Below are 25,001 nucleotides of genomic sequence, written 5' to 3' on the forward strand. Positions count from 1 at the left end.
GCGGGTCTCACGTGGCGGTGTCGTCGGGCGTATCCGGCCGTGGGTCGTCCCCCGGCCGGGGCAGGCCGCCCGGCGCTCCAGATGTGGTGTCCTGCTGAGCGGGCCCCCCGGTGGCGGACCCCTTCAGGTCCCGCCCGGCCCGCTCGCTCTCGATGAGCTCGTTCAGCCAGCGCACTTCGCGCTCCACGGACTCCATCCCGTGGCGCTGGAGCTCAAGCGTGTAGTCGTCGAGGCGCTCCCGGGTCCGGGCCAGGGAGGCGCGCATCTTCTCGAGGCGCTCCTCCAGCCGGCTGCGGCGGCCCTCGAGCACGCGCATTCGTACGTCGCGCGACGTCTGCCCGAAGAATGCGAACCGCGCGGCGAAGGTCTCGTCCTCGTACGCGTCCGGTCCCGTCTGGGAGAGCAGCTGCTGGAAGTGCTCCTTACCCTCCGCCGTCAACCGGTAGACGATTTTGGCGCGGCGCCCCGCGAGCGGAGCGGCGAGGGCGTCCTCGGTGGTGTTCCCCGGCTCCTCGATCAACCAGCCGTTGGCGACCAGCGTCTTGAGGCAGGGGTAGAGCGTCCCGTAGCTGAACGCACGGAAGACACCCAGTGACGTATTGAGTCGTTTGCGCAGCTCATAGCCGTGCATCGGAGACTCGCGAAGCAGGCCGAGTACGGCGAACTCGAGGATCCCGGAACGCCGGCTCATCGTCGCCTCCCCTCTGCCGCGGTCATGCCATGACGGCCTCGTGTACAGCCGTCGCCGTCCTTATGCCGAGCTGATGTATCGACTCGATACATCACGACGATAGAACGACGTTGCGGAAGCGACAAGGGGGGCAAGAGTGAACGGGATCACATCGTCGAATCGTTGCGACCAAGTTGCCTGATTTGAGGTGAACTTCGGTGCTCGGTGGGTTTTGGCGGTGCGTAGTCTGTGCGCCATGCACGCCACCGGGAACCGAGTGACGCCTGGGGGCGTCTCTGTCCCCGGTGCGGTACGGGTGAATGCGGAAAGCGCCGCATCCGTACTTCGGGGGGACCGGAAACCAGCCGCCGTTTCCAGGCGCGCAAGGGTGCGCCTGCCCGAGGAGTAGTCGTTCGATGAGCGAGCACCGTCGCAAACCGCAGCAGCCGCAGGGAGGCGGACGTGCCGCGGCCCGACGCGGCCAGTCCGGCTCGTCCTCCGGCCGCCGCGCGGCACCGCGAGGCGCCACCGGATCTCCGTCCGATGCCTATGGGTCGGGATCCCGCGGCTCGGGGGTCGAGGACCGTCCATACGGCAGCCGCGCCGAGGCGCGACGCGCGGCCCAGCGGGGCGGGGCCCGCCGTGCGGGTGCCGCCCCGCCCGGCCGTGGCAGAGGACGTGCGGCCCCGCCCGGCAAGAAGCGGATCATCGACTATCCGCGCTACGACGAGGACGGCTGGCGTCGCTGGACGCCGTCCTGGAAGTTCGTGTCCGGCCTGTTGCTCGCCTTCTTCGGCAGCCTGGTCGCCGTGGCCGGCATCGGGTACGCGATGGTGAGTGTGCCCACCGAGGAGAACGCCGCGGCGTTGTCCGAGAACAACGTCTACTACTGGGCGGACGGCAGCCAGATGGTCGCCACCGGTGCCGGCCAGAACCGGCAGAACGTGACGATCGACCGGATCCCCGAGGCCATGCAGTGGGCGGTGATCTCTGCCGAGAACAAGAGCTTCTACCAGGACTCGGGTATCGATCCCATGGGTATCGCCCGGGCGCTCGGCAACATGGCCACCGGTGGTGACACCCAGGGTGGCTCGACCATCACCCAGCAGTTCGTGAAGAACACCTACCTGAGCCAGGAGCAGACGCTCTCCCGGAAGTTCAAGGAGATGTTCATCTCGATCAAGGTGGGCACGAAGCTCAGCAAGGACGAGATCCTCCAGGGCTACCTGAACACCTCGTACTACGGTCGCGGCGCCTACGGCATCCAGGCCGCCGCCCAGACCTACTACGGCAAGGACGCGGTCGACCTCAAGCCGAGCGAGTGCGCCTTCCTCGCCGCGCTGCTCAAGGGCCCGACGTACTACGACCCGGCGGGCAACGAGAACCTCGACAAGGCCGCCAACGCCAAGGCCAACCTCGCTCGCTCCGAGGATCGCTGGGGCTGGATCCTCGAGCAGATGCACAACGACGGACACCTGTCCGACGCCGAGTACCAGAAGGCGACCGCTAAGTACCCCATGCCGCAGGGCCGCAAGGCGACCAAGGGCATGACCGGACAGATCAGCTACCTCGTCGACACGGCGAAGCGCTACGTCCTGAAGAACTCCGACATCACGGAGGCGCAGTTCGACCAGGGCGGCTACCAGATCTACACGACCTTCGAGAAGAGCAAGGTCGATGCGCTGGCCAAGGCGGTCAAGAGGGTTGAGAAGGAGAAGATCGACCCGAAGAAGCGCGAGGAGGACAAGCACGTCCAGTTCGGCGCGGCGTCGGTGAAGCCCAACGACGGCGCGATCGTGGCCCTCTACGGTGGTGCCGGCTTCGAGAACGGCCACTTCAACAACAACGCGGACACCTCGGGTATCCCCGTCGGATCGACCTGGAAGCCGTTCGTGCTGGCCGCCGCGATGCAGCACGGCACGTACAAGACGAACGGCGAGGGCGTCTCGCCGCAGAGCAAGTACAACGGTGACGACCACCTGAAGATCAGGAACAACGACGGCTCCTACGTCCTCAAGAAGGACAACACGCCCTTCTTCCAGGAGAACGAGAGCGACTACCCGTGGGGCTACATCACCTTGCACAAGGCGATGGAGCAGTCCGTCAACACGCCGTTCGTCCAGCTCGGCATGGACGTGGGGATGAAGAACGTGGCGGATGTCGCGGAGAGGTCCGGCATCCTGAAGGACAGCTTCGCCGGCCTGAACGCGTCGTTCGCCCTGGGTACCTCGACTCCTAGTGCGATCCGCATGGCCGACGCCTATGCGACGTTCGCGGCATCCGGCAAGCAGGCCGACCCGTACTCGGTGACGGCCGTCAAGCACAGGGGCTCGGAGCTGCCCGGCTTCGACAAGCCGCGAGTCAAGCAGGCGATGCCCGAGAACGTGGCGAACAACGTCACCAAGACCCTCGAGAACGTGATCGAGAACGGTACCGGCTACCACGCGAAGGAGCTGGGGCGCAGGGCCGCCGGCAAGACGGGTACGACGGACGAGAACAAGTCGGCCTGGTGGGTCGGCTACACCCAGCAGCTCTCGACCTCGGTCGCGATGTTCCGCGAGGACCCCAAGAGCCACAAGCTGCTCTCCATGAACGGCACGGCGGGTGAGGACTCCATCCACGGTGGTGACGTCCCCACGCAGGTCTGGACCGAGTACATGAAGGCCGCGCTGAAGGGCAAGAACGACCCCGGGTTCCCCGAGGCCGAGAAGATCGGCGAGATCGCCGACGGGGTCGGCGTGCCGTCCCCGACCCCGACCGCCACAGAGACCGAGGAGTCGACTCCTTCGACGCCGCCCGCACCCACGGAGACCCAGACCACCCCTCCGCCGCCCGCGGAGACCGAAACGTGTGCGCCCTTGGACTTCCGTTGCAAGGACGACGACGAAGAGGAGACGGGCGGCACCGGGCCCGGCGGGACCGACTCCGGCGGTACGGACGGAGGTGTGACCAGCTCGCCCGACCCCACAGAGAGTGGTGACCCCGGGACCAGCCGGGGCAACGGCAACGGTGGTCTCTTCGGAGGCCCGGCCGGTTAGTCCGCCCATCGACCGGATTGGGCGTTTCACGTGAAACACGGGCCGCCGTACCCACTGGGTACGGCGGCCCTCGGCGTATCCCCGGCCTCGTACGGCAGGATGTGCTGCATGCCCAGTGGAGAATCGACGCAAGCGAGCGTCCACGAGCCGGAGCCGGTGCGGCCGACCGAGGAGGACCGGATCGCCGCGGCCGGCAGCGAGCTGATCGGCGGCCCGCTCGGACGGCGTGCCCTGCCCGGCAGGTCATGGTGGACACCGGTGCGGGTGATCGCGCTCGTGGCGATCGGCATGTTCGCCCTCGGCCTGGTGCAGAAGGCGCCCTGCTACAACGGTGCCTGGTTCTTCGGCGCCAGCTCCCAGTACACACACGCCTGCTACTCGGACATTCCCCACCTCTACCAGGGGCGCGGCTTCGCCGACGGGCTGGTGCCCTACTTCGACAAGCTCCCCGGGGACATGCAGTACCTCGAGTACCCGGTCCTGACCGGCGTGTTCATGGAGGTGGCCGCCTGGCTCACTCCGGGAAGCGGCAGCATTCAGGACCAGGAGCAGTGGTACTGGATGGTCAACGCCGGGATGCTCATGGCGTGCGCGGCTGTCATCGCCGTCTGTGTGACCCGCACGCACGCACGGCGGCCCTGGGACGGACTGCTGGTCGCGCTGGCACCGGCCTTCGCGCTGACCGCCACCATCAACTGGGATCTGCTGGCTGTCGCTCTGACGGCCGCCGCGATGCTGATGTGGTCACGGGGGCGTCCCCTCGCCTTCGGCGTCCTGTTGGGCCTGGCGACGGCCGCCAAGCTCTATCCCGTACTGCTGCTGGGACCGCTCATGGTGCTGTGCTGGCGCGCGGGTCGCTGGCGGCAGTACGGAACGGCCCTCGCGGGCGCGGCTGTCGCGTGGCTCGTCGTGAACGGGCCCGTGATGCTGTTCGCGTTCGACGGCTGGTCGAAGTTCTACACGTTCAGCCAGGAGCGAGGCGTCGACTTCGGGTCCTTCTGGCTGATCCTTGGGCAGAACTCGGACGACCCTCTGAGCACCGACACGGTCAACACGCTCGCCACCTCGCTGATGCTGCTGTGCTGCGCGGGTGTCGCGGCACTCGCGCTCACGGCTCCCCGCCGTCCGCGTTTCGCCCAGCTCGCCTTCCTGATCGTCGCCGCGTTCATCCTCACCAACAAGGTCTACTCGCCGCAGTACGTCCTGTGGCTGGTGCCGCTCGCCACCCTCGCCCGGCCGAAGTGGCGTGACTTCCTCATCTGGCAGGCCTGCGAGGTGGCGTACTTCCTGGGCATCTGGATGTATCTCGCGTACACGACCAGCGGCGACGCCCACAAGGGCCTGCCGACCGACGGCTACCACTGGGCCATCGGCATGCATCTGCTGGGGACGCTCTACCTGTGCGTCATGGTCGTGCGCGACATCCTGATGCCGGAGCGGGATCCCGTGCGCCGGTCCGGTGACGACGACCCTTCGGGCGGTGTGCTCGACGGGGCGGAGGATGTCTTCGTGCTCGGTCCCGCGGCCCGCCCCGCCCGACACGCGGCCCACTTCGAGGGCCCCCGGGTCGAGTGGGGCAGGACGGAGGCCACCGGGAGTTCGCTGTGAGCGAACAGCTCGCCGAAAGGGTCACTTTGCACACGGCAAAGGCCGGACACGGGAGTTCCGTGCCCGGCCTTTTCCGCCGGGTCAGCGGTCGACGAGCCGGTCGAACTGCGTGGTGGTGTGCCGGAGATGGGCCACCAGTTCCTCGCCGACCTTCGGCTCCGGTGCGTCGGACGGCACGAACAGGATCGACACCTGCATGTGCGGCGGCTCGGCGAACCAGCGCTGCTTGCCGCCCCAGACGAAGGGCGAAAGGTTCCGGTTGACCGTGGCGAGGCCGGCACGGGCGACGCCCTTGGCACGCGGCATCACCCCGTGCAGGGCCTTGGGGGCCTCCAGGCCCACTCCGTGCGACGTACCGCCCGCCACGACCACCAGATAGCCGTCGGAGGCGGCCTTCTGCTGCCGGTAGCCGAACCGGTCCCCCTTGGCGACCCGCGTGACGTCCAGAACCGCTCCCCGGTACTCGGTGGCATCGTGGTCACCGAGCCACAGCCGGGTGCCGATCCGGGCGCGGAAGCGGGTCTGCGGGAACTGCTGCTGGAGCCGGGCGAGTTCGTCGGCCTTGAGATGGCTCACGAACATCGTGTGCAGCGGGAGGCGGGCCGCCCGGAGGCGGTCCATCCAGCCGATGACCTCCTCGACGGCGTCCGAGCCGTCGGTACGGTCCAGCGGCAGATGGATGGCGAAGCCCTCCAGCCGGACGTTCTCTATCGCGGAGTGCAGCTGGGGCAGGTCCTGCTCGCTGATTCCGTGCCGCTTCATCGAGGACATCACCTCGATGACCACCCGGGCACCCACCAGGCCGTACACGCCGTCGACGGACGACACCGAGCGGATGACCCGGTCGGGCAGCGGCACCGGCTCCTCGCCGCGCCGGTACGGCGTCAGCACCAGCAGATCACCGCCGAACCAGTCCTTGATCCGGGCGGCCTCGTACGTCGTGCCGACGGCGAGGACGTCGGAGCCCAGCCGGGTGGCCTCCTCGGCGAGGCGCTCGTGGCCGAAGCCGTAGCCGTTGCCCTTGCAGACCGGGACCAGCCCCGGGAACTGCTCCTGCACGTGCTTGTGATGCGCCCGCCAGCGCGCGGTGTCGACGTAGAGCGTGAGCGCCATGGCCGGACCTGGAACCTTTCTCGTGGCTGCGGTGTATCAAAGGTATGGGAGCCAACGAAGCCCGCGGGGCTACGAAGACAAAGACCGTGACGAAAAGCGGGTCAGCGGCGCGACATGTAGATGTCGAGTGCCTTGTGGAGCAGCTTGTTCAGTGGGAAGTCCCACTCGCCGAGGTACTCGGCGGCCTGGCCGCCGGTACCCACCTTGAACTGGATCAGGCCGAAGAGATGGTCGGTCTCGTCCAGCGAGTCGGAGATGCCGCGCAGGTCGTAGACCGTGGCACCCAGCGCGTAGGCGTCGCGCAGCATCCTCCACTGCATCGCGTTCGAGGGCCGGACCTCACGGCCGATGTTGTCGGAGGCGCCGTAGGAGTACCAGACGTGACCGCCGACGATCAGCATCGTCGCCGCGGACAGATTCACGCCGTTGTGCCGGGCGAAGTACAACCGCATGCGGTTGGGGTCCTCGGTGTTGAGGGCCGTCCACATGCGCTGGAAGTACGACAGCGGGCGGGGCCGGAAATGGTCGCGCACGGCCGTGATCTCGTAGAGCCGCTGCCACTCGGGCAGGTCGTCGTAGCCGCCCTGGACGACCTCGACGCCGGCCTTCTCCGCCTTCTTGATGTTGCGGCGCCACAGCTGGTTGAAGTTCTTGTGGACCTCTTCCAGGGAGCGGTTGGCCAGCGGCACCTGATAGACGTAGCGGGGCTGGACGTCACCGAAGCCGGCGCCGCCGTCCTCACCCTGCTGCCAGCCCATACGGCGCAGCTTGTCGGCGACCTCGAAGGCGCGGGGCTCGATGAAGTCGGCCTCCAGGTCGCGCAGGCGCTTCACGTCCTGGTCCTGGATGCCCTTCTTGATGGTCGAGGCCTCCCAGCGCCGGATGATCACCGGCGGACCCATCTTCACGGAGAAGGCGCCCTGCTGCTTCAGGTGCGCGAGCATGGGCTCGATCCACTCCTGAAGGTTCGGTGTGAACCAGTTGATGACCGGGCCCTCGGGCAGATAGGCAAGGTAGCGCTTGATCTTGGGCAGCTGCCGGTAGAGGACGAGACCCGCACCGACCAGCTCGCCGGTCCGGTCGTCGAACCAGCCGAGGTTCTCCGAGCGCCATTCCGCCTTCACATCAGCCCAGGCCGGGACCTGCATGTGACTCGCCGACGGCAGACTCTGGATGTAGGCCAGATGCTGCTCTCGACTGATGGTCCTCAGGGTCAGGCTCATTCGGGGCGCTCCTCGGGCTGGTGTGTCCCCATGGGTCAGGGGCTCCGGCTCTCGCGCGAAGCCTACTGCGCCTCGGGTGCGCCCCGGTTGGGCACACGGGACCTTCGCCCCGGCCTGCAGCCGGCCGGGGCGCCGGGGGATGTGCGGAAGGAGTGGCGTCCGGAGCCGGTCAGCCGAGCCCGCCGAAGAGGCCGCCGTGCGCCATGCCCAGGAAGAACCCGACCGCCGACGCACCGAGGCCCAGGACGAGCCCGAAGCGCTCGCGCGTCGTCACCGAGATCCACTGGCCGTACGCGCCGGTGAGGATTCCCACCAGGCCGGTCCAGGAGCTGAGCAGGTGCAGATGGTGGAACATCGCCGTGATGAAGGACGTGATCCCCAGCACCAGGGTCACCGCGAGCAGTGTGTCCTGGAGGGGGTGGGGCTTGCCGTCCGTGGCGAAAAGGCCTCCGGCGGTGTTGGGTCGCATTGCCTGTGCCATGGGGCACCTCCTGCGAAAGGCGTCGGATCGTAGCGCCGTACACACCCGATGTGTACAGATTGGGGGTGCCGGCGGCCGGATTTCAACCGCACGCCGCAGTGCGGGTACTCTGTAGCGTCTGCACCGGTGTCTGTCCGGACAGAGCCAGGCACGAGCAGGGCAGGGCCACGGCCCGTCCCGGCCGGCCTGGAACCGCCGCCCGGCCTCGATTGTCAGTGGCGGCTGTTTTACTGACAGGCATCGTTGCGCAACGCATCACGACCCTCCTGCCACGGAACGACCGTGGCCGCTGAGTCCAAAGGAGGTGGGTTCCACATGCGTCACTACGAGGTGATGGTCATCCTCGACCCCGATCTCGAGGAGCGTGCTGTCTCCCCGCTGATCGAGAACTTCCTTTCTGTCGTCCGTGACGGCGGCGGAAAGGTCGAGAAGGTCGACACCTGGGGCCGTCGTCGTCTCTCGTACGAGATCAAGAAGAAGCCCGAGGGCATCTACTCGGTCATCGACCTTCAGGCCGAGCCTGCGGTCGTCAAGGAGCTCGACCGCCAGATGAACCTGAACGAGTCGGTCCTCCGGACCAAGGTCCTCCGTCCCGAGACCCACTGAGCTCTCCCGCTCAGCTGATCTCAGGACTCGAGTAGCAGCACAAGCAGCCAGCAGCAAACCCGCCGAGAGGTTCCCCCATGGCAGGCGAGACCGTCATCACGGTCGTCGGCAATCTTGTCGACGACCCCGAGCTGCGCTTCACCCCGTCCGGTGCGGCCGTCGCGAAGTTCCGTGTCGCGTCGACCCCCCGCACTTTCGACCGTCAGACGAACGAGTGGAAGGACGGCGAGAGCCTGTTCCTGACCTGCTCGGTCTGGCGCCAGGCGGCGGAGAACGTCGCCGAGTCGCTCCAGCGAGGCATGCGCGTCATCGTGCAGGGCCGGCTGAAGCAGCGGTCCTACGAGGACCGTGAGGGCGTCAAGCGCACGGTCTACGAGCTGGACGTCGACGAAGTCGGCGCCAGCCTGCGCAACGCCACGGCCAAGGTCACCAAGACCACCGGCCGCGGTGCCCAGGGCGGCTACGGCGGCGGTGGCGGCGGCCAGGGTGGTGGCGGCTGGGGCGGCGGTCCCGGCGGCGGCCAGCAGGGCGGCGGCGCTTCCGCCGACGACCCGTGGGCGACCGGCGCTCCCGCCGGTGGCCAGCAGGGCGGCGGTGGCGGCTGGGGCGGTGGCTCCGGCGGCAGTAGCGGCGGCGGCTACTCGGACGAGCCCCCCTTCTAGGCGGGGCCGTACCCACACTTCTTGATCACACAGGAGATACATCATGGCGAAGCCGCCTGTGCGCAAGCCGAAGAAGAAGGTCTGTGCATTCTGCAAGGACAAGGTCACGTACGTGGACTACAAGGACACGAACATGCTGCGGAAGTTCATTTCCGACCGCGGCAAGATCCGTGCCCGCCGCGTGACCGGCAACTGCACCCAGCACCAGCGTGACGTCGCCACGGCCGTCAAGAACAGCCGTGAGATGGCGCTGCTGCCCTACACGTCCACCGCGCGATAAGGGAAGGGTGACCGACTCATGAAGATCATCCTCACCCACGAGGTCTCCGGCCTCGGTGCCGCGGGCGACGTCGTCGACGTCAAGGACGGTTACGCTCGCAACTACCTGATCCCGCGGAAGCTCGCGATCCGTTGGACCAAGGGTGGCGAGAAGGACGTCGAGCAGATCCGTCGTGCTCGCAAGATCCACGAGATCCAGACCATCGAGCAGGCCAACCAGGTGAAGGCCCAGCTCGAGGGCGTCAAGGTCCGCCTGGCCGTCCGCTCGGGCGACGCCGGTCGTCTCTTCGGTTCCGTCACCCCGGCCGACATCGCTTCCGCGATCAAGGCCGCTGGTGGTCCCGAGGTCGACAAGCGCCGCATCGAGCTCGGTGCGCCGATCAAGACGCTGGGCTCTCACGAGACGTCCGTGCGTCTGCACCCCGAGGTTGACGCCAAGGTCAGCATCGAGGTCGTCCCCAGCTGAGTGCCGGGCTCGCTGAAGCAGTGAGCATGGGGGCCGCGTCCTTCGGGATGCGGCCCCCATGGTCGTGTTTGACCTGAAGTCGTGTTTCACGTGAAACAGTCAGTCTCAGCGCGCCGCGCCCGTGACGATCCAGCGGCCCGAGCGGGTACGCACCCACAGGGTCAGCATGCGGACAGTCATCATGAGCGTCATCGTGGCCCACAGCGCGGTGAGTCCGCCGCCGAGTGCAGGAACGAGCAGGGCGGCCGGAGTGAACACCGCGAGGGTCACCAGCATCGCCCAGGCCAGGTACGGTCCGTCTCCCGCGCCCATCAGCACTCCGTCCAGGACGAAGACGATGCCGCAGATCGGCTGGGACAGCGCCACGATCACCAGTGCGGGCAGTGCCACGTCCTTCACCGTGGCGTCGCTGGTGAACAGGGGAAGGAACACAGGCCGGGCGAGGATCACCAGGACACCGAGGACGACACCGACGGCGATGCCCCACTCGACCATGCGACGGCATGCCGCGCGGGCTCCCTGGGCGTCTCCGGCCCCCAGGTAACGCCCGATGATGGCCTGCCCGGCAATGGCGATCGCGTCCAGCGCGAAGGCGAGCAGGCTCCAAAGCGACAGGATGATCTGATGCGCCGCGATGTCGGCGTCGCCGAGGCGGGCGGCGACGGCCGTCGCGATCATCAGGATGGCCCTCAGAGAGAGGGTCCGCACCAGCAGGGGGACGCCTGCCTGGGCCGACGCCCTGATCCCGGCGGCGTCCGGGCGTAGTGAGGCCCCGTGCCTGCGCGCTCCGCGAAGTACCACGGTCAGATAGACCGCGGCCATGCCCCACTGGGCGATGACGGTGCCCCAGGCGGATCCCGCGATACCGAGGCCGGCGCCGTAGACCAGGGCGACATTGAGTACGGCGTTGACGATGAAGCCGGCGATGGCGACGTAGAGCGGTGTCTTGGTGTTCTGCAGTCCGCGCAGGACACCGGTCGCGGCGAGCACGACGAGCATGGCGGGTATGCCGAGCGCGGAGATCCGCAGATACGTGGTCGCGTAGGGGGTAGCCGTGTCGGAGGCGCCGAAGAGGCTTACGAGGTCGGGTGCCGTGGGCAGGACGACGGCCATGACAGTGGCGCCGAGGAGCAGCGCCAGCCAGATTCCGTCCATGCCCTGACGGATGGCCGACGGGAGGTCGCCCGCGCCGACCCGCCGGGCGACGGCGGCCGTGGTGGCATAGGCGAGAAAAACGAAGACGCTGACCGCGGTCATCAGGAGCGCCGAGGCGACTCCGAGGCCGGCGAGCTGTGCCGTTCCGAGATGGCCGACGATGGCGCTGTCGGCCATGACGAACAGTGGCTCGGCGACGAGGGCGCCGAAGGCCGGGACTGCCAGCAGAACGATCTCTCGGTCGTGCTGCCGTCGAGCGGCTTTGGAGCGCGCGGGGGCCTGTGTCATGTGCACCAATCTAATCGTCCACAGGTAAGAGATGCAAAGCATCTGCGGGGCTTACTTCATGGCGTAGCGTGCGGGCTTGCGTGCACCGCATCAAGCGATCTTGATCCTGCTGGGCAAGTTTTTCTTCTGCACAGCCGGTGGACGGCAAAGGTGCAGGTCAGGGAGCTTGTTAAGCGGAGGTGCCGGGCTTGTTCACAGGACTGTCCACCGCCTCGTGCACAGGTTTCCCGGAGTTCTCCACAGCATTGGGCCCGTCGTCCACATGGCCTGTGGATAACCAGATTGGCTGACGCTGCTGACGGGCCTACGGTGGTCCGGCGCCCGCTCCTTCCGCCGGTTTCAGAAACGTCACAAATCCGGCGCGCGACAAACGGAGTTGGGCCTCTTATTTGTCAGTGCCGTGCCGTAGAACAGAGAGGCACGGCGAGGTCCGCTCGGCGGACGGGAGGAGGTGGCTCGGTGAGCATTTCCGAGCCCTTGGACGACCCGTGGGCCGACAGCGGTCCCAGTGATCGTCTGCCCGCCGCCCGCCGTCGTGAGGACCACGGCAGGGGCCGCGACGAGCAGCACGACCGCGGCCGGGAGAGCGGAGGGTGGGACGGCGGAGGCTCCGCATTCGAGCGGGTGCCGCCCCAGGACCTCGACGCCGAGCAGTCCGTGCTGGGCGGCATGCTGCTGTCCAAGGACGCCATCGCCGACGTCGTCGAGATCCTCAAGGGCCACGACTTCTACAAGCCGGCCCACGAGACCGTCTACACGGCCATCCTCGATGTCTACGCCAAGGGCGAGCCCGCAGACCCCATCACGATCGCCGCGGAGCTGACCAAGCGCGGTGAGATCAACAAGGTCGGCGGGGCCTCCTACCTCCACAACCTCGTTCAGACGGTTCCCACCGCGGCCAACGCGGCCTACTACGCCGAGATCGTGCACGAGCGCGCCGTGCTGCGGCGCCTGGTGGAGGCCGGTACGCGCATCACGCAGATGGGATACGCGGCCGACGACGACGTCGACGAGATCGTCAACCGGGCGCAGGCGGAGATCTACGCCGTCACCGAGCAGCGCACAAGCGAGGACTATCTGCCGCTGGGCGACATCATGGAGGGCGCCCTCGACGAGATCGAGGCGATCGGGTCGCGCAGTGGCGAGATGACCGGCGTGCCCACCGGGTTCACCGACTTCGACTCGCTCACCAACGGCCTCCACCCGGGACAGATGATCGTCATCGCCGCGCGTCCGGCGATGGGCAAGTCGACGCTCGCCCTGGACTTCGCACGGGCGGCGTCCATCAAGAACAATCTGCCCAGCGTCATCTTCTCGCTGGAGATGGGACGCAACGAGATCGCGATGCGTCTGCTCTCCGCCGAGGCGCGCGTGGCCCTGCACCACATGCGTTCCGGCACGATGACCGACGAGGACTGGACCCGTCTGGCGCGCCGGATGCCGGACGTCTCCGCCGCACCGCTCTACATCGACGACTCTCCGAACCTGTCGATGATGGAGATCCGCGCCAAGTGCCGTCGTCTGAAGCAGCGCAACGATCTGAAGCTCGTGGTCATCGACTACCTCCAGCTGATGCAGTCCGGCGGATCCAAGCGGGCCGAGAGCCGCCAGCAGGAGGTCTCGGACATGTCCCGTAACCTCAAGCTGCTCGCCAAGGAGCTGGAGATCCCGGTCATCGCGCTCTCCCAGCTCAACCGTGGCCCGGAACAGCGCACCGACAAGAAGCCGATGGTCTCCGACCTGCGTGAGTCCGGCTCCATCGAGCAGGACGCCGACATGGTCATCCTGCTGCACCGCGAGGACGCCTACGAGAAGGAGTCACCGCGGGCGGGTGAGGCCGACCTGATCGTGGCGAAGCACCGAAACGGCCCGACGGCAACGATCACGGTCGCCTTCCAGGGCCACTACTCACGATTCGTGGACATGGCACAGATCTGACCTCCGGCTGCCGCCGTCGATGGCACCTGCCGGGCACCGGTGCGGGCGAGGTGCCCGTTTCACGTGAAACATGGCCCGAGCACTTCGTCACAGCGGAAGTTCGAAACCCACGTGGGAGGCCGTGAAGCCGAGCCGTTCCCAGGCGGTCAGATACTGGCTGAGGTCGTCCGGTGACTCGCGCTACGCGCCCAGGGGTCGTCCGCGAGCATGCCGACGATCACGGGGATGTCGTCGGCGACCGCGGCGCGTATTTCAAGATCGGCCATGCCGGCACCCTATGCGGGCACCGGTGCCTTCAGTGTCTCCACCGCCCGGACCAGAGGTGCCAGACCGGGTTCTTCGCCGCCTCGTCGAGCGCCTCGCGCAGGGCGGTGTCATTGGTCGGCCGTGCCTGTTCCAGGAGCTCGAGGCCGGACTCGGTGACATTGGTGTAGATGCCGCGCCGGTCGGTGGGGCAGAGATAGCGCTCCAGCAGCCCTCGGTCCTCGAGCCGGGTGACCAGACGGGTAGTGGCGCTCTGGCTGAGCAGCACCGCACACGCCGCAACCCTCGTCACCGCCGCACGCCGGGCCGCCGAAGCGGCCGGTGTCACGGTCAGCGTCACCGTGGTCGATACCGGCGGGCACCTGCTCATCTTCCGCAGGGACGACCGCGCCGTACTGATCTCCGGTGAGACCAGCATCCGCAAGGCGTACACCGCTCTCCAGCTGAACGCGCCGACCGCCGAGCTCGTGGGCGCCGTGCAGCCCGGAGGCCTCTTCCACACCCTGCCCACCGCCCTTGACCGCCCGCTGCTGTTCATCGCCGGGGGCGTGCCCGTCCGGCGCGACGGCAGGCTGATCGGTGCGATGGGTGTCGGCGGTGCTGCTCCGGAGCAGCACCACGCCTTCGCCACCGCCGCCGTGGAGGCCCTCGTCTGACGACGTGCCCCGTGACGCACGACGACGCCGGTCGCCAGCGTGCGGGGGCCGCCGTCAGGCCGCCGCGACCGTCACCGGGGCGAACCGTTGGCTCGGGTCCCCGGGCAGTTCCGCGGTCCCGTATGTCATGACGGCGTTGAACTCGACCGACGCCAGGCCCTGGCCCTTCGCCCAGTCCAGCAGCTCTTCGTGCCGCACATCGATGTCGGTGCGCAGGGGCCGGACGGTATGGGCGGCGAGGGAAGCGAGGAGTGCCTTGGCCGTCGTAGTGTCACGTGCGATCAGCGGGCCCACGACATGGGTGTCCGTGGTGGGCCAGGCGGCCGCGTAACCGATGAGCTGTCCGTCCTCCTCGGCGACGCGCAACTGATCGGCGAAGGCGGGCAGCCTGGTGACGACATGCGTCCGGTTCGCCCCGAACACCTCCTCGTCGAGCCGGAGGGTCGACGGGAGGTCCTCGGCGGTCGCGGTACGGGTGGCGACCTCCGGCCGGGCGTCCGTACCGACGAACCGGCCCCGCAGCATCTCGGCCCGGCCGGTGACCTTGAAACCGAGTTCCTCGTAGAGCGGCCGGCCTGAGGGGGTCGCGTGCAGGGTGAGCGGCGTGGTTCCCGCCTCCGACAGGATGTGCCGCATCAACCGGCGCCCCACACCCCGGCGCGCATACCGCTCGGCGACCAGGACCATGCCGATGGCCGCGAGTGCCGGGTGCTCCTGCGGCCCGTACTCGGTGACGACACAGGCGCTCACCAGACCGCCGCCGGGGTCGTCGATGCCGTACCCCTTCCCGGACGCCAGCAGGAGTCCCCACTTGTGCTCCTCCCGTGGCCACCCCCGGTCCTCGGACAAGTCGGCGCAGGCGGTGAGATCGCGGAGCGTCAGACGGCGGATGGGCAGAGAGTCAAGGGAAGGTGTCGGCACGCAGGTCAGGCTGTCCGACAGCGGCCGTCGGCGTCCACCAGTTTCCACGGACTCGTGCGAGCTTTTGGCCATACCCGAGAGGGCCGGAGGTCAGCCCAGGTCGGGCGCGTGCATGGCGCGCACACCCTCGATGTTGGCGTCCAGATAGTGGCGCAGCGAGAGAGGCACGAGGTGGACGGAGGCGATGCCGACCCGGGTAAACGGCACACGGACGATCTCGTACTCGCCGATGGGTTCGTCGACCTCGGGGCCGTGCCGCAGGGACGGGTCCATCGATTCCAGGCGGCATACGAAGAAGTGCTGCACCTTCACGCCGGTGGCGCCGCCGTCCTCGCCGATGTGTTCCACGGTGTCGACGAAACAGGGCACCACATCGGTGATCTTCGCGCCGAGTTCCTCGTACACCTCCCGGTGCAGGGCGTGCACGACGGTCGGGTCGTCAGGTTCGACTCCGCCCCCCGGGGTGAGCCAGTAGGGATCCATGCCGGGTTTGGTGCGCTTGATCAGAATCAGGTTCTCGCCGTCGAGCAGAACGGCTCGGGCGGTGCGCTTGACCACGGGTCGGACGGTCATGGGGGAAATGTGGCCCGGCTGGTTCCACGTGAAACATCGTGCGGTCCCACCGGCCGGTTTCACGCGACGAGACGCACGCCGGCGGGTCAGCACCAGTCGGCGGCGGCCTGTTCCAGCCACTCGTGGGCCCGTGCGATGTGGGGCATCGCCAGCGTGCCGGTACGGACCACCAGGAAGTATGTGCGCAGTGGTGGCACCGTCGGTTCGTGCAGGGCGACCACTTCGCCCCGCTCGAGTGCGCCCGTGCACAAGTACCGCGGCAGCACCGCCAGCCCCGCTCCCACCGTGGCGCAGGCCAGCACCGCGCGTAGATCCGGAACGATGACGGTGCCCGGAGCGACGGGACGGGAGTCAAAGACGGACGCCCAGTAGCGGGCGACGAACGGCAGCGTCTCATGCACTTCGACCACGGGAACCTGCTCAAGGGCGGACGGGCCGGTGCGGCCGACGGCGCCGATCCGCTCGGCCCAGCGCGGGGAGGCAACCAGGACATGCTCCTCGTCACAGAGCGCAGTCGCCGAGAGAAGGGCGCCCCGTGGACGGGCGGTACTGATGGCCAGATCATGATGTCCGGCGGCAAGCCCTTCCAGCGCTTCCTCGGCGGTGCCGAAGGAGGCACGCAGGGCGAAGCCCTGACCGTCCTCACCGGCCAGCCCCGTGAGCGCGGGCAGCGCCCGCTCGGCGGTGAACTCCGGAGGGCCGGCCAGGTGCAGGGTCCGTAACGAGGAGTCCTCCTCGAGCCCGGACTCCGCTATCTCCACCAGGGCGTCGAGATGCGGTGCGGCCTTGTGGGCGAGCTCGTCGCCGATGGTCGTCGGTGTCACACCGCGCGCCTGCCGCAGGAACAGGGGACGCCCCAGCTGCCGTTCCAGCGTCCTTATCTGCGAGGTCACAGCCGGCTGGGAGAGGCCGAGCAGGGCGGCGGCACGGGTGAAGGAGCCGGCCCGGTGCACGGTCACAAAGGTCCGCAGCAAGGCCAGATCCACGGCACACCCTCCCTTGTCAGCCCCCGCCGCAGGCCGGATGCGGCCAACTATAAATAAGTCGATAGGTCGCTGTCGCTACTGTGATTGGACACTGACACTGAGTCAACTAGCCTTGGTCGCGCGGTTCTTCGCGCGCGGAACCGAGGACGGTCCGAGCCACGAGGGGGGAGGCTCGGACCGTCCGCCGCAGTGCCCCGGTGTCTGTACGACGGCTGGTCAGGAGGCTGATGCGGTCAGGGCCCGCAGCACGTCCGCCACCAGGTCCTCGGGGTCCTCGGCGCCGACGGAGAAGCGGATGAAGCCCTCCGGCACCGCGTCCCCGCCCCAGCGCCCGCGCCGCTCCGCCGTGGACCGTACGCCGCCGAAACTCGTCGCGTCGTCCACGAGCCGCAGCGCGTCGAGGAAACGGTCCGCGTGCGTGCGCGTGGGCAGCGTGAAGGACACCACGCATCCGTAGCGCCGCATCTGCCGCGAGGCGATCGTGTGCGAGGGGTCGTCGGGCAGTCCGGGATAGCGCAGCCCCGTCACCTCCGGCCGCTCCCGCAGCGCCTGGGCGAGCCCGAGAGCGGTGGCGTTCTGCCGGTCGACGCGCAGTTGGAGCGTGGCGATCGAGCGGTGTGCGAGCCAGGCCTCCATGGGACCGGGGATCGCACCGACGATCTTGCGCCAGCGCCGGACGGCGGCCATGGCCTCGGCGTTGCGGCCGGTGACGTAGCCCAGCAGCACGTCGCCGTGCCCGGTGAGCTGCTTGGTGCCGCTGGCCACCGCGAAATCGGCGCCGAGCTCCAGCGGCCGCTGGCCGAGCGGCGTCGCAAGGGTGTTGTCGACGGCGACCAGTGCGCCCCGCGCGTGGGCCGCATCGGCGAGCCTGCGCACGTCGCACACGTCGAGCCCCGGATTCGAGGGCGTCTCGATCCATAGCAGCTTCGCGCCGTCGAGGACCTCGAGCTGGGCATCGCCGCCGGTCGGCGCGGTGCGCACCTCGATGCCGTACGTCTCCAGCTGGGCCCGCACCAGGGGCAGCGCCTGATAGCCGTCGTCCGGCAGGACGACCGCGTCCCCGGTGCGCAGCTGGGAGAAGAGCACCGACGAGATCGCGGCCATGCCGGAGGCGAACACCAGGGTCTCGACACCGTCCTGCCCCGGTGCCTCCAGCTCGCCGATGGCCCGTTCGAGCAAGGTCCAGGTCGGGTTCTCGTCCCGGCCGTAGGTGTACGGGCCGGTGGGGTCGCCGGGCAGGTGGAAGTGGGCGGCGAACACGGGGCCGGGCAGGGTCGGCTCGTGTTTCACCGGCTCGGGCAGTCCGGCGCGCACCGCGCGGGTGCCGTCACCCGTGCCGTCGGGGAGCGTCCGGCCGGTGCCGGCGTCGGTCGTCGCATCGTTCATGCCGCGTGTCCTTCCACGTGCGCGCGTACCGCGGCGAGCAGCCCGGTGCTCGCCGCCTCCACCATCTCAAGGCACTCGTCGAAGCCCTCCGGGCCCCCGTAGTAGGGGTCGGGCACGTCGAGGTCGTCGCCGGCGGCGGGGTCGTACGAACGCAGCAGACGGACCTTCTCCGCGTCCTGGTCCGTCGAGGCGAGCCGCCGCAGCGCTCTGAGGTGGCCGGAATCGAGCGCGACGACGAGGTCGAGGCGGGCGAACCAGGACCGGTCGAACTGGCGGGCGGTGTGTCCGGAGTCGTACCCGTGCTCCTGCAGCACGGTCACCGTGCGCGGGTCGGCGCCGTCGCCCTCGTGCCAGCCGCCCGTACCGGCACTGTCCACCTCGACCAGGCCGTCGAGCCCGGCCTCGGCCACCCGCGCCCGGAAGACGGACTCGGCCATCGGGGAACGGCAGATGTTGCCGGTGCAGACGAAGCAGACGCGGTAGGCCATCGCGCTCAGTCCCCGTCCGGCAGGACGACGTTCAGCGCCCAGGAGACGACGGAGATGATCAGACCGCCCAGGACGGCCGTCCAGAAACCGTCCACGTGGAAGCTCAGGTCGAACTGGTCGGCGATCCAGGAGGTCAGCAGCAGCATCAGCGCGTTCACGACCAGGGTGAACAGTCCGAGCGTCAGGATGAGCAGGGGAAGACTCAACAGCTTCACGAGCGGCTTGACCAGGAAATTCACCAGACCGAAGATCAGGGCGACCAGGAGGAGGGTGCCGATCTCCTTGCCCGTGCTGTCGCCGGTCAGGGTGATTTTGTCGAGCAGCCAGACCGCGACGGCGAGGGCGCCCGCGTTGGCGATCGTCTTGACTAGGAAATTCATCATGTGTCTGATCGTGGCAGACACGATCGGGCTTGAGCATTGAGGTAGGGGCGGGACCAGGAGATGAAGGCATTCCGGCTGGACGAACTGGAGGCGGAACGCGCCGCCAACGACGGGGCGTACCTGCAGTTCCTGCGGGAGCGGAACATGTCGGTCGGCCTCTACGCCCTGGATGCGGGAGCCCAGGACCCGCAGCAGCCGCACAGCCAGGACGAGGTGTACTTCGTCGTCAGCGGCCGGGCGTCGATCACCGTCGGCATGGAGACCACGCAGGTGGCACGCGGCAGTGTCGTGTACGTGCCGGCCGGGGTGGCCCACAAGTTCCACCACATCAGCGAGGACCTGCGGGTTCTGGTGGTGTTCTCTCCGCCCGAGAGCTGAGCCGGGCGCCCCGGGTTCCCTAGGGGATCGGTCAGGGGAGGACAAGGGATCGGGCGCCCCCACCGGACCACCCGCCGCCCTAGCATCGAGTGCAGGACATGATGGCGCGACCCGGCACGGACGGGCGCAGAGGTAAGGACAAGGGCGATGCGAGAGATCTTCGCGGGACTGCCGTGGTGGGTGAAGTGGATCGCGGTGCCGGTCATCGCTCTGGTGGTGTTCGGCGGGCTGATAGCGAGTGTGGTCGGTTTCGTGATCGGACTGCTCTTCAAGCTGCTGGTGTTCGTGGCCCTGGTCGGCGGACTGATCTACGTCGTACGCAAGTTCACGTCGAGTTCCTCCTCGCGCAGCGACTGGTGAGCCGAAAGGGACCGGTGAGGCGGTAACAGGAATCACCGGTTCCCTCGGGCGGGGGACATTTCTCCGGCGGGCCGTCTGCGTGCGGTGAGGGCCCGTTAGAGTCCGGAACTCGACGCGGGGTGGACGATCCCCGCGAGCGGCGACCCTCCTGCCCGTGTACCACACGGGCCGCACCCTCGCGTTTCGGAGTGACCTTTGGCCACGACTGGCACCGCCTCCGCACAGGTGACCGCGGTCCCCTCACAGCCCCGCTCGCCGGCGACCCCCGCACCCACGGCGACCCTCATCGGATCCGTGCAGCGGGCCATGCGCCTGCTGGAGGCCGTCGCCGGGCACGACTACGGGGCCCCCGCCAAGCAACTGGCCCGCGAGACCGGGCTGGCGCTCCCCACCACCTACCACCTGCTGCGCACCCTGGTGCACGAGGGCTATCTGCGCCGCGACAAGGGACTGTTCTTCCTGGGGGAGGCGGCTGAGCGGCTGAGCAGCAGCGGAGCAGAGGAGAAACGTCGCAGCAAGGTCGTCGAGACTCTCGCCCGCTGGCGTGACGTGATCGGTGTCCCCGTGTACTACGCGGTGTACCGCGACGGGGAGATCGACGTCATCTGCGTCTCCGACACCCCGGGCAACCCCGCGGTCGAGGAGTGGGCCGACTTCCGGGAGACCTGCCACGCGCACGCCATCGGCCAGTGCCTGCTCTCGCAGCTCGACGAGGAGACCCGCCGCGACCACCTCGACCGCTATCCCGTGCGTCCCGTCACGCCGTACACCGTGCGCGACGACAACAGTCTGCTCAGGCGCCTCGAGCGGAACCGGCGCGCGGAGCTGGTGACGGAGCGCCAGGAGTACGCCCTCGGGACGGTCTGCGCGGCCATCCCGATCACCGTGGGCACCACGGCGGCCTCGATGGCCATCTCCCTGCCCGCACACCAGGCCGACCGGCTCCTCCCCGCGGCACGGCTTCTGCAGGCCGAGTTGGGGCGTCTGCTCGGGTCGTTCACGCTGTCTATCAGTATCTGAAAACTCACTCCTTGTGATCTGCTGTGTACGTTCAGCAAGATTCCCTCTAGTGTCAGGGTTTATGCCCGGCCAGTCCGCGGCGAATGACGGGGTAGGCGATGCGCGCATCCGTACAGGCAGAGGTCATGATGAGCTTTCTCGTGTCGGAGGAGCTCTCCTTCCGCATCCCGGTGGAACTGCGGTACGACACCTGTGATCCCTACGCCGTGCGACTCACCTTCCACTTGCCCGGAGATGCCCCCGTGACCTGGGCGTTCGGCCGGGAACTGCTGATCGACGGCGTCGGCCGGCCGTGCGGCGAGGGGGATGTACGCGTCTCACCGGTCGACGGCGACCTGCTGGGCGAGGTGCTGATCCGGCTTCAGGTCGGACCCGACCAGGCGCTGTTCCGGTCGTCGACCGCACCGCTGGTGGCCTTCCTCGACCGCACCGACAAGCTGGTGCCGCTGGGCCAGGAGGGAGCGCTCGCCGACTTCGACGCCCACCTCGACGACGCGCTCGACCGGATCCTGGCGGAGCAGAGCGCCGGCTGAAGCGTTACGCCCGTCGGGTGAGCCGGTGACGGAACGCTTCAGCGCGTTCCGCCCCGCTCCGCGGACATCAGCGCCTGCGGCGCCTGCCCCGCCCCCCGGAGCCTGTGGCCGACCGGGCATCCGGTACCTGCGGCTGTCCCCGACCCGGGCTCTGTCCCCGCCCCTGCGCCCGCGCCGTCGGACGGTCGGCGGAGACGACCAGCGCGGCCAGGGCCGTGGTGACCGGCACCGAGGCCACCAGGCCGATCGAACCGATCAGCGTGCGCACGATCTCCTCCGCGACCAGCTCGCTGTTGGCGACCGTCCCCACGCCGCTCTGCGCGATGGAGAACAGCAGCAGCAGCGGCAGCGCGGCGCCCGCGTAGGCGAGGACCAGCGTGTTGACCACGGACGCGATGTGATCGCGGCCGATACGGATGCCCGCCCGGTACAACCCGCGCCGGCCCATCGACGGATTGGCCTCGTGCAGCTCCCAGACCGCGGACGTCTGCGTGACCGTCACATCGTCCAGGACACCGAGCGACCCGATGATCACGCCGGCCAGCAGCAGACCGCTCATGTCGATCCCGGGATACAGCCCGTGGATCAGACCGGTGTTGTCGTCGGTGTTGCCGGTGAGCGCGGCCCAGCCGATGAAGACCGACCCCAGGATGCCGATCAGCAGCAACGAGATGAGGGTGCCGAGCACCGCCACCGAGGTGCGCGCCGACGGTCCATGGCAGAGATACAGGGCGAGCAGCATGATGGCGCTCGCGCCCACCACCGCCACGACCAGCGGGTTCGACCCCTGCAGAATGGCCGGAAGGATGAAGAAGTTCAGCACCAGGAAGCTGACGGCCAGGGCGACGAGCGCCATGACGCCGCGCATCCGTCCCACGGCCACGACGGCGAGCGCGAAGACGCCGGCGAGCAGCGCCATGGGAAAGCGCCGGTTCACGTCGGTGACCGAGTACTGCAGGTCCTCGGGCGCGGAGGGCTCGTAGGCGACCACGACCTCCTGACCCTCGCTCAGCTGACGGGACTGGTCCGGCTGCACGATCTCGTTGAACGTACGGCCCTTGTCGTCGCCGGTGTCGACCCTGATCGTCGCCTTCTTGCAGGTACCGTCCGCCTGCTGCTGGGCGGAGGAACCCTCGGCGGTGGAGGTATCGCCGGTCGGGACGCCTCCGGAGGCGTTCACGGACTGGCAGCTCACCTCCACCACCTCGGTCACCGTGGCGTGCTGCGTCTGCCGGTCGAAACCGACACCGGTGCGCTCGTGCGCCGGCGCGCCGCCCGGCCACAGCACGGCGAGTCCGACCAGCACCGCGGCGGCGAACGGGATCAGGATCGCCGCGATGACTCTGCGCAGATGCCGCGACACGGGAGCCGCCGGGCCGTGACTGTGACTGTGTCCATGCCCGTGTCCGCTGCCGGCGCCTGCGCCGTGCGGTGGTTCGGGCGGTGGATACGGAGGAGGCTGAGTCGGGGTCACCGCCCGATCATCCCAAGAACGAAGGGGGCCCTCTGTTCACCGCGCCAGAAAGGACGCTAGCGTGAAGGCACCTTTTGAACACGCGGGAGCTCGGAGCACCGGGCTGAGAGGGCGCTGACCTCCGTCCCAGCGATGTTTCACATGAAACATGACCGACGTCGAGTGATGTTTCACACGGAACGTCGGCAGACGGAAACCGCTGCGTCGACCGCCGAACCTGTTACCGGGTAATGCCGGCGTAGGGAGTAGGTCTCATGACCAACAAGGACGCAAGCACGCCTGCCTCCACGCAGAACCCGACGGAGACGTCGGCGAACGCCGAGGCCGGGAAGTCCAACGGCTGGCACAAGGCGTACGTCGAGGGCTCGCGCCCCGACCTGCGGGTACCGGTCCGTCAGGTGCACCTCACCAACGGGCAGTCCGTCACGCTGTACGACACCTCGGGGCCGTACACCGATCCGCTCGTCGACACCGACGTCCGCCGAGGACTGACTCCGCTGCGGGAGAACTGGATCATCTCCCGCGGTGACACGGAGGAGTACGCGGGCCGTCCCGTCCGTCCCGAGGACGACGGAATCAAGCACACGTCTCCGCGCGGGGGCCTGCGTAACCTGGACGCCGTCTTCCCCGGCAGGCCACGCCAGCCGCGCAGGGGCCGGCCGGGGAAGGCGGTCACCCAGCTGGCCTACGCGCGCCGCGGTGAGATCACGCCCGAGATGGAGTTCGTGGCGATCCGGGAGAACGTCTCACCCGAGGTGGTCCGGGAGGAGATCGCGGCGGGCCGCGCGGTGCTGCCCGCGAACGTCAACCACCCGGAGACCGAACCGATGATCATCGGCAAGCGGTTCCTGGTGAAGGTCAACGCCAACATCGGCAACTCGGCGGTGACGTCCTCCATCGAGGAGGAAGTGGAGAAGATGACCTGGGCGACCCGCTGGGGCGCCGACACGGTCATGGACCTCTCCACCGGCCGCAACATCCACACCACCCGCGAGTGGGTGCTGCGCAACTCCCCCGTCCCCATCGGCACCGTGCCGCTCTACCAGGCCCTGGAGAAGGTCGACGGCCGGGCCGAGGAACTGACCTGGGAGATCTACAAGGACACGGTCATCGAACAGGCCGAACAGGGCGTGGACTACATGACGGTCCACGCGGGCGTCCGCCTCGCGTATGTGCCGCTCACCGCCAACCGCAAGACCGGCATCGTCTCCCGCGGCGGCTCGATCATGGCCGCGTGGTGCCTCGCGCACCACAAGGAGTCGTTCCTGTACGAGAACTTCGAGGAGCTCTGCGAGATCCTCGCCGCATACGACGTCACCTACTCGCTCGGCGACGGCCTGCGGCCCGGCTCCATCGCGGACGCCAACGACGAGGCGCAGTTCGCGGAGTTGCGCACGCTCGGGGAACTCAACACGATCGCGAAGCGTTTCCACGTACAGACCATGATCGAAGGCCCGGGCCATGTCCCGATGCACAAGATCAAGAAGAACATCGACCTCCAGCAGGAGATCTGCGATGAAGCCCCGTTCTATACGCTCGGCCCGCTGACCACCGACGTCGCGCCGGCGTACGACCACATCACCTCCGGCATCGGTGCCGCGATGATCGCGTGGTGGGGAACGGCCATGCTCTGCTACGTCACCCCGAAGGAACACCTTGGCCTGCCCAACCGCGACGACGTCAAGACGGGCGTCATCACCTACAAGATCGCCGCGCATGCCGCCGACCTCGCCAAGGGGCACCCCGGCGCCCAGGAATGGGACGACGCGCTGTCCGACGCCCGTTTCGAGTTCCGGTGGGAGGACCAGTTCAACCTCGCCCTCGACCCGGATACGGCACGTGCGTTCCACGACGAGACCCTTCCGGCGGAACCCGCCAAGACGGCCCACTTCTGCTCGATGTGCGGTCCGAAGTTCTGTTCGATGAAGATCTCCCAGGACATCCGCCGGGAGCACGGTGGCAGCCGGGACGAGATCGAGGAGGGAATGGCGAAGAAGTCGCAGGAGTTCGCGGCGGCGGGCCATCGCGTGTATCTGCCGATCGCGGACTGAG

The 25,001-nt window shown here is 68.4% G+C and carries 25 protein-coding genes, 2 pseudogenes and 1 riboswitch; of the genes and pseudogenes, 13 read left to right on the forward strand and 14 right to left on the reverse strand.

Annotated elements, in window-relative coordinates:
* Nucleotides 1-7: 7 nt before the first annotated feature.
* Nucleotides 8-691: a helix-turn-helix transcriptional regulator gene (locus tag AB0L56_RS06395; protein ID WP_361026778.1), complete on the reverse strand. Its 684-nt coding sequence runs from the start codon at nucleotides 689-691 to the stop codon at nucleotides 8-10.
* A 395-nt stretch (nucleotides 692-1,086) separates the two neighbouring features.
* On the opposite strand from AB0L56_RS06395, the gene AB0L56_RS06400 reads away from it, so the two are divergent.
* Together AB0L56_RS06400 and AB0L56_RS06405 are read left to right on the forward strand one after the other, a co-directional pair.
* A complete protein-coding gene (locus AB0L56_RS06400; protein WP_361026781.1) occupies nucleotides 1,087-3,708 on the forward strand; it encodes a transglycosylase domain-containing protein in 2,622 nt (873 codons plus the stop codon).
* A gap of 99 nt (nucleotides 3,709-3,807) precedes the next feature.
* Entirely contained in the window at nucleotides 3,808-5,316 is a 1,509-nt protein-coding gene (locus AB0L56_RS06405) for a glycosyltransferase 87 family protein (protein ID WP_365419962.1), read from the forward strand.
* Nucleotides 5,317-5,397: 81 nt separating this feature from the next.
* Here AB0L56_RS06405 and AB0L56_RS06410 read toward each other — a convergent pair whose 3' ends face one another.
* The 3 genes from AB0L56_RS06410 to AB0L56_RS06420 form a co-directional block, all read right to left on the reverse strand.
* Nucleotides 5,398-6,429 (reverse strand): alanine racemase, encoded by a 1,032-nt coding sequence (locus AB0L56_RS06410; RefSeq protein ID WP_361026784.1) that lies wholly within the window; start codon nucleotides 6,427-6,429, stop codon nucleotides 5,398-5,400.
* Nucleotides 6,430-6,530: 101 nt separating this feature from the next.
* Complete coding sequence (gene femX, locus AB0L56_RS06415; protein ID WP_361026787.1) at nucleotides 6,531-7,652, reverse strand: peptidoglycan bridge formation glycyltransferase FemX; 1,122 nt, start codon at nucleotides 7,650-7,652, stop codon at nucleotides 6,531-6,533.
* Between the two features lie 169 nt (nucleotides 7,653-7,821).
* Complete coding sequence (locus AB0L56_RS06420; protein ID WP_361026790.1) at nucleotides 7,822-8,133, reverse strand: hypothetical protein; 312 nt, start codon at nucleotides 8,131-8,133, stop codon at nucleotides 7,822-7,824.
* 315 nt (nucleotides 8,134-8,448) lie between these two features.
* Here AB0L56_RS06420 and rpsF point away from each other — a divergent pair, with 315 nt between their 5' ends.
* The 4 genes from rpsF (at nucleotide 8,449) to rplI (ending at nucleotide 10,146) form a co-directional block, all read left to right on the forward strand.
* Nucleotides 8,449-8,739 carry a 30S ribosomal protein S6 gene (rpsF, locus tag AB0L56_RS06425; RefSeq protein WP_004985983.1) on the forward strand — a complete coding sequence of 97 codons (291 nt, stop codon included), beginning with the start codon at nucleotides 8,449-8,451 and terminating at the stop codon, nucleotides 8,737-8,739.
* A gap of 77 nt (nucleotides 8,740-8,816) precedes the next feature.
* Nucleotides 8,817-9,401, forward strand: coding sequence for a single-stranded DNA-binding protein (locus tag AB0L56_RS06430; protein ID WP_361026793.1), 585 nt, complete (start codon nucleotides 8,817-8,819; stop codon nucleotides 9,399-9,401).
* Between the two features lie 43 nt (nucleotides 9,402-9,444).
* Nucleotides 9,445-9,681, forward strand: coding sequence for a 30S ribosomal protein S18 (gene rpsR, locus AB0L56_RS06435; RefSeq protein ID WP_003949403.1), 237 nt, complete (start codon nucleotides 9,445-9,447; stop codon nucleotides 9,679-9,681).
* An 18-nt stretch (nucleotides 9,682-9,699) separates the two neighbouring features.
* Nucleotides 9,700-10,146: a 50S ribosomal protein L9 gene (rplI, locus tag AB0L56_RS06440; RefSeq protein ID WP_361026796.1), complete on the forward strand. Its 447-nt coding sequence runs from the start codon at nucleotides 9,700-9,702 to the stop codon at nucleotides 10,144-10,146.
* Nucleotides 10,147-10,251: 105 nt separating this feature from the next.
* On the opposite strand, the gene AB0L56_RS06445 is transcribed toward rplI, so the two are convergent.
* Nucleotides 10,252-11,589 carry an MATE family efflux transporter gene (locus AB0L56_RS06445; protein ID WP_365419636.1) on the reverse strand — a complete coding sequence of 446 codons (1,338 nt, stop codon included), beginning with the start codon at nucleotides 11,587-11,589 and terminating at the stop codon, nucleotides 10,252-10,254.
* 459 nt (nucleotides 11,590-12,048) lie between these two features.
* On the opposite strand from AB0L56_RS06445, the gene dnaB reads away from it, so the two are divergent.
* A complete protein-coding gene (gene dnaB / locus AB0L56_RS06450) occupies nucleotides 12,049-13,527 on the forward strand; it encodes a replicative DNA helicase (protein ID WP_361026802.1) in 1,479 nt (492 codons plus the stop codon).
* A gap of 183 nt (nucleotides 13,528-13,710) precedes the next feature.
* On the opposite strand, the pseudogene AB0L56_RS06455 reads toward dnaB, so the two are convergent.
* Both AB0L56_RS06455 and AB0L56_RS06460 read right to left on the reverse strand, forming a co-directional pair.
* Nucleotides 13,711-13,793 (reverse strand): annotated as a pseudogene (locus AB0L56_RS06455) (GNAT family N-acetyltransferase); the annotation flags it as partial.
* A 9-nt stretch (nucleotides 13,794-13,802) separates the two neighbouring features.
* Nucleotides 13,803-14,062, reverse strand: a pseudogene (locus AB0L56_RS06460) (MarR family transcriptional regulator); the annotation flags it as partial.
* Between AB0L56_RS06460 and AB0L56_RS06465 the strand changes: the two are divergent.
* A complete protein-coding gene (locus tag AB0L56_RS06465; RefSeq protein ID WP_365419640.1) occupies nucleotides 14,037-14,447 on the forward strand; it encodes a heme-binding protein in 411 nt (136 codons plus the stop codon). The pseudogene AB0L56_RS06460 and the gene AB0L56_RS06465 sit on opposite strands and share 26 nt — an antisense overlap.
* A 54-nt stretch (nucleotides 14,448-14,501) precedes the next feature.
* On the opposite strand, the gene AB0L56_RS06470 is transcribed toward AB0L56_RS06465, so the two are convergent.
* The 6 genes from AB0L56_RS06470 to AB0L56_RS06495 form a co-directional block, all read right to left on the reverse strand.
* Complete coding sequence (locus AB0L56_RS06470; protein WP_365419643.1) at nucleotides 14,502-15,368, reverse strand: GNAT family N-acetyltransferase; 867 nt, start codon at nucleotides 15,366-15,368, stop codon at nucleotides 14,502-14,504.
* Nucleotides 15,369-15,458: 90 nt separating this feature from the next.
* Nucleotides 15,459-15,941, reverse strand: a complete 483-nt coding sequence (locus AB0L56_RS06475; RefSeq protein ID WP_361026811.1) for an NUDIX hydrolase — start codon at nucleotides 15,939-15,941, stop codon at nucleotides 15,459-15,461.
* Nucleotides 15,942-16,027: 86 nt separating this feature from the next.
* Entirely contained in the window at nucleotides 16,028-16,927 is a 900-nt protein-coding gene (locus AB0L56_RS06480) for a LysR family transcriptional regulator (protein WP_361026814.1), read from the reverse strand.
* Nucleotides 16,928-17,143: 216 nt separating this feature from the next.
* A complete protein-coding gene (locus AB0L56_RS06485) occupies nucleotides 17,144-18,313 on the reverse strand; it encodes a cystathionine gamma-lyase (RefSeq protein ID WP_365419648.1) in 1,170 nt (389 codons plus the stop codon).
* Nucleotides 18,310-18,801 (reverse strand): low molecular weight protein-tyrosine-phosphatase, encoded by a 492-nt coding sequence (locus AB0L56_RS06490; RefSeq protein WP_361026819.1) that lies wholly within the window; start codon nucleotides 18,799-18,801, stop codon nucleotides 18,310-18,312. Before AB0L56_RS06490 ends, AB0L56_RS06485 begins: the two co-directional genes overlap by 4 nt.
* Nucleotides 18,802-18,806: 5 nt before the next feature.
* Nucleotides 18,807-19,184: a phage holin family protein gene (locus tag AB0L56_RS06495; protein WP_190164570.1), complete on the reverse strand. Its 378-nt coding sequence runs from the start codon at nucleotides 19,182-19,184 to the stop codon at nucleotides 18,807-18,809.
* Between the two features lie 60 nt (nucleotides 19,185-19,244).
* On the opposite strand from AB0L56_RS06495, the gene AB0L56_RS06500 reads away from it, so the two are divergent.
* The 4 genes from AB0L56_RS06500 (at nucleotide 19,245) to AB0L56_RS06515 (ending at nucleotide 21,475) form a co-directional block, all read left to right on the forward strand.
* Nucleotides 19,245-19,562: a cupin domain-containing protein gene (locus AB0L56_RS06500; protein WP_176117699.1), complete on the forward strand. Its 318-nt coding sequence runs from the start codon at nucleotides 19,245-19,247 to the stop codon at nucleotides 19,560-19,562.
* A gap of 147 nt (nucleotides 19,563-19,709) precedes the next feature.
* Nucleotides 19,710-19,922 (forward strand): DUF5326 family protein, encoded by a 213-nt coding sequence (locus AB0L56_RS06505; RefSeq protein ID WP_030857134.1) that lies wholly within the window; start codon nucleotides 19,710-19,712, stop codon nucleotides 19,920-19,922.
* Between the two features lie 294 nt (nucleotides 19,923-20,216).
* A complete protein-coding gene (locus AB0L56_RS06510; protein ID WP_361027157.1) occupies nucleotides 20,217-20,942 on the forward strand; it encodes an IclR family transcriptional regulator C-terminal domain-containing protein in 726 nt (241 codons plus the stop codon).
* Between the two features lie 98 nt (nucleotides 20,943-21,040).
* A complete protein-coding gene (locus AB0L56_RS06515; RefSeq protein WP_361026826.1) occupies nucleotides 21,041-21,475 on the forward strand; it encodes an SsgA family sporulation/cell division regulator in 435 nt (144 codons plus the stop codon).
* Between the two features lie 67 nt (nucleotides 21,476-21,542).
* Here AB0L56_RS06515 and AB0L56_RS06520 read toward each other — a convergent pair whose 3' ends face one another.
* Nucleotides 21,543-22,949, reverse strand: a complete 1,407-nt coding sequence (locus tag AB0L56_RS06520; RefSeq protein ID WP_361026829.1) for a YibE/F family protein — start codon at nucleotides 22,947-22,949, stop codon at nucleotides 21,543-21,545.
* A 72-nt stretch (nucleotides 22,950-23,021) separates the two neighbouring features.
* Nucleotides 23,022-23,211, forward strand: a riboswitch (TPP riboswitch).
* On the opposite strand from AB0L56_RS06520, the gene thiC reads away from it, so the two are divergent.
* The gene (gene thiC / locus AB0L56_RS06525) at nucleotides 23,204-25,000 is read left to right on the forward strand and encodes a phosphomethylpyrimidine synthase ThiC (protein WP_365419655.1); all 1,797 of its coding nucleotides are present in this window, start codon (nucleotides 23,204-23,206) and stop codon (nucleotides 24,998-25,000) included. (Overlaps the previous riboswitch by 8 nt.)
* The last annotated feature ends 1 nt before the right edge of the window (nucleotide 25,001 follow it).

Origin of the sequence: Streptomyces sp. NPDC052079 (assembly GCF_040680275.1) — a bacterium.
Classification (GTDB): Bacteria; Actinomycetota; Actinomycetes; order Streptomycetales; family Streptomycetaceae; genus Streptomyces.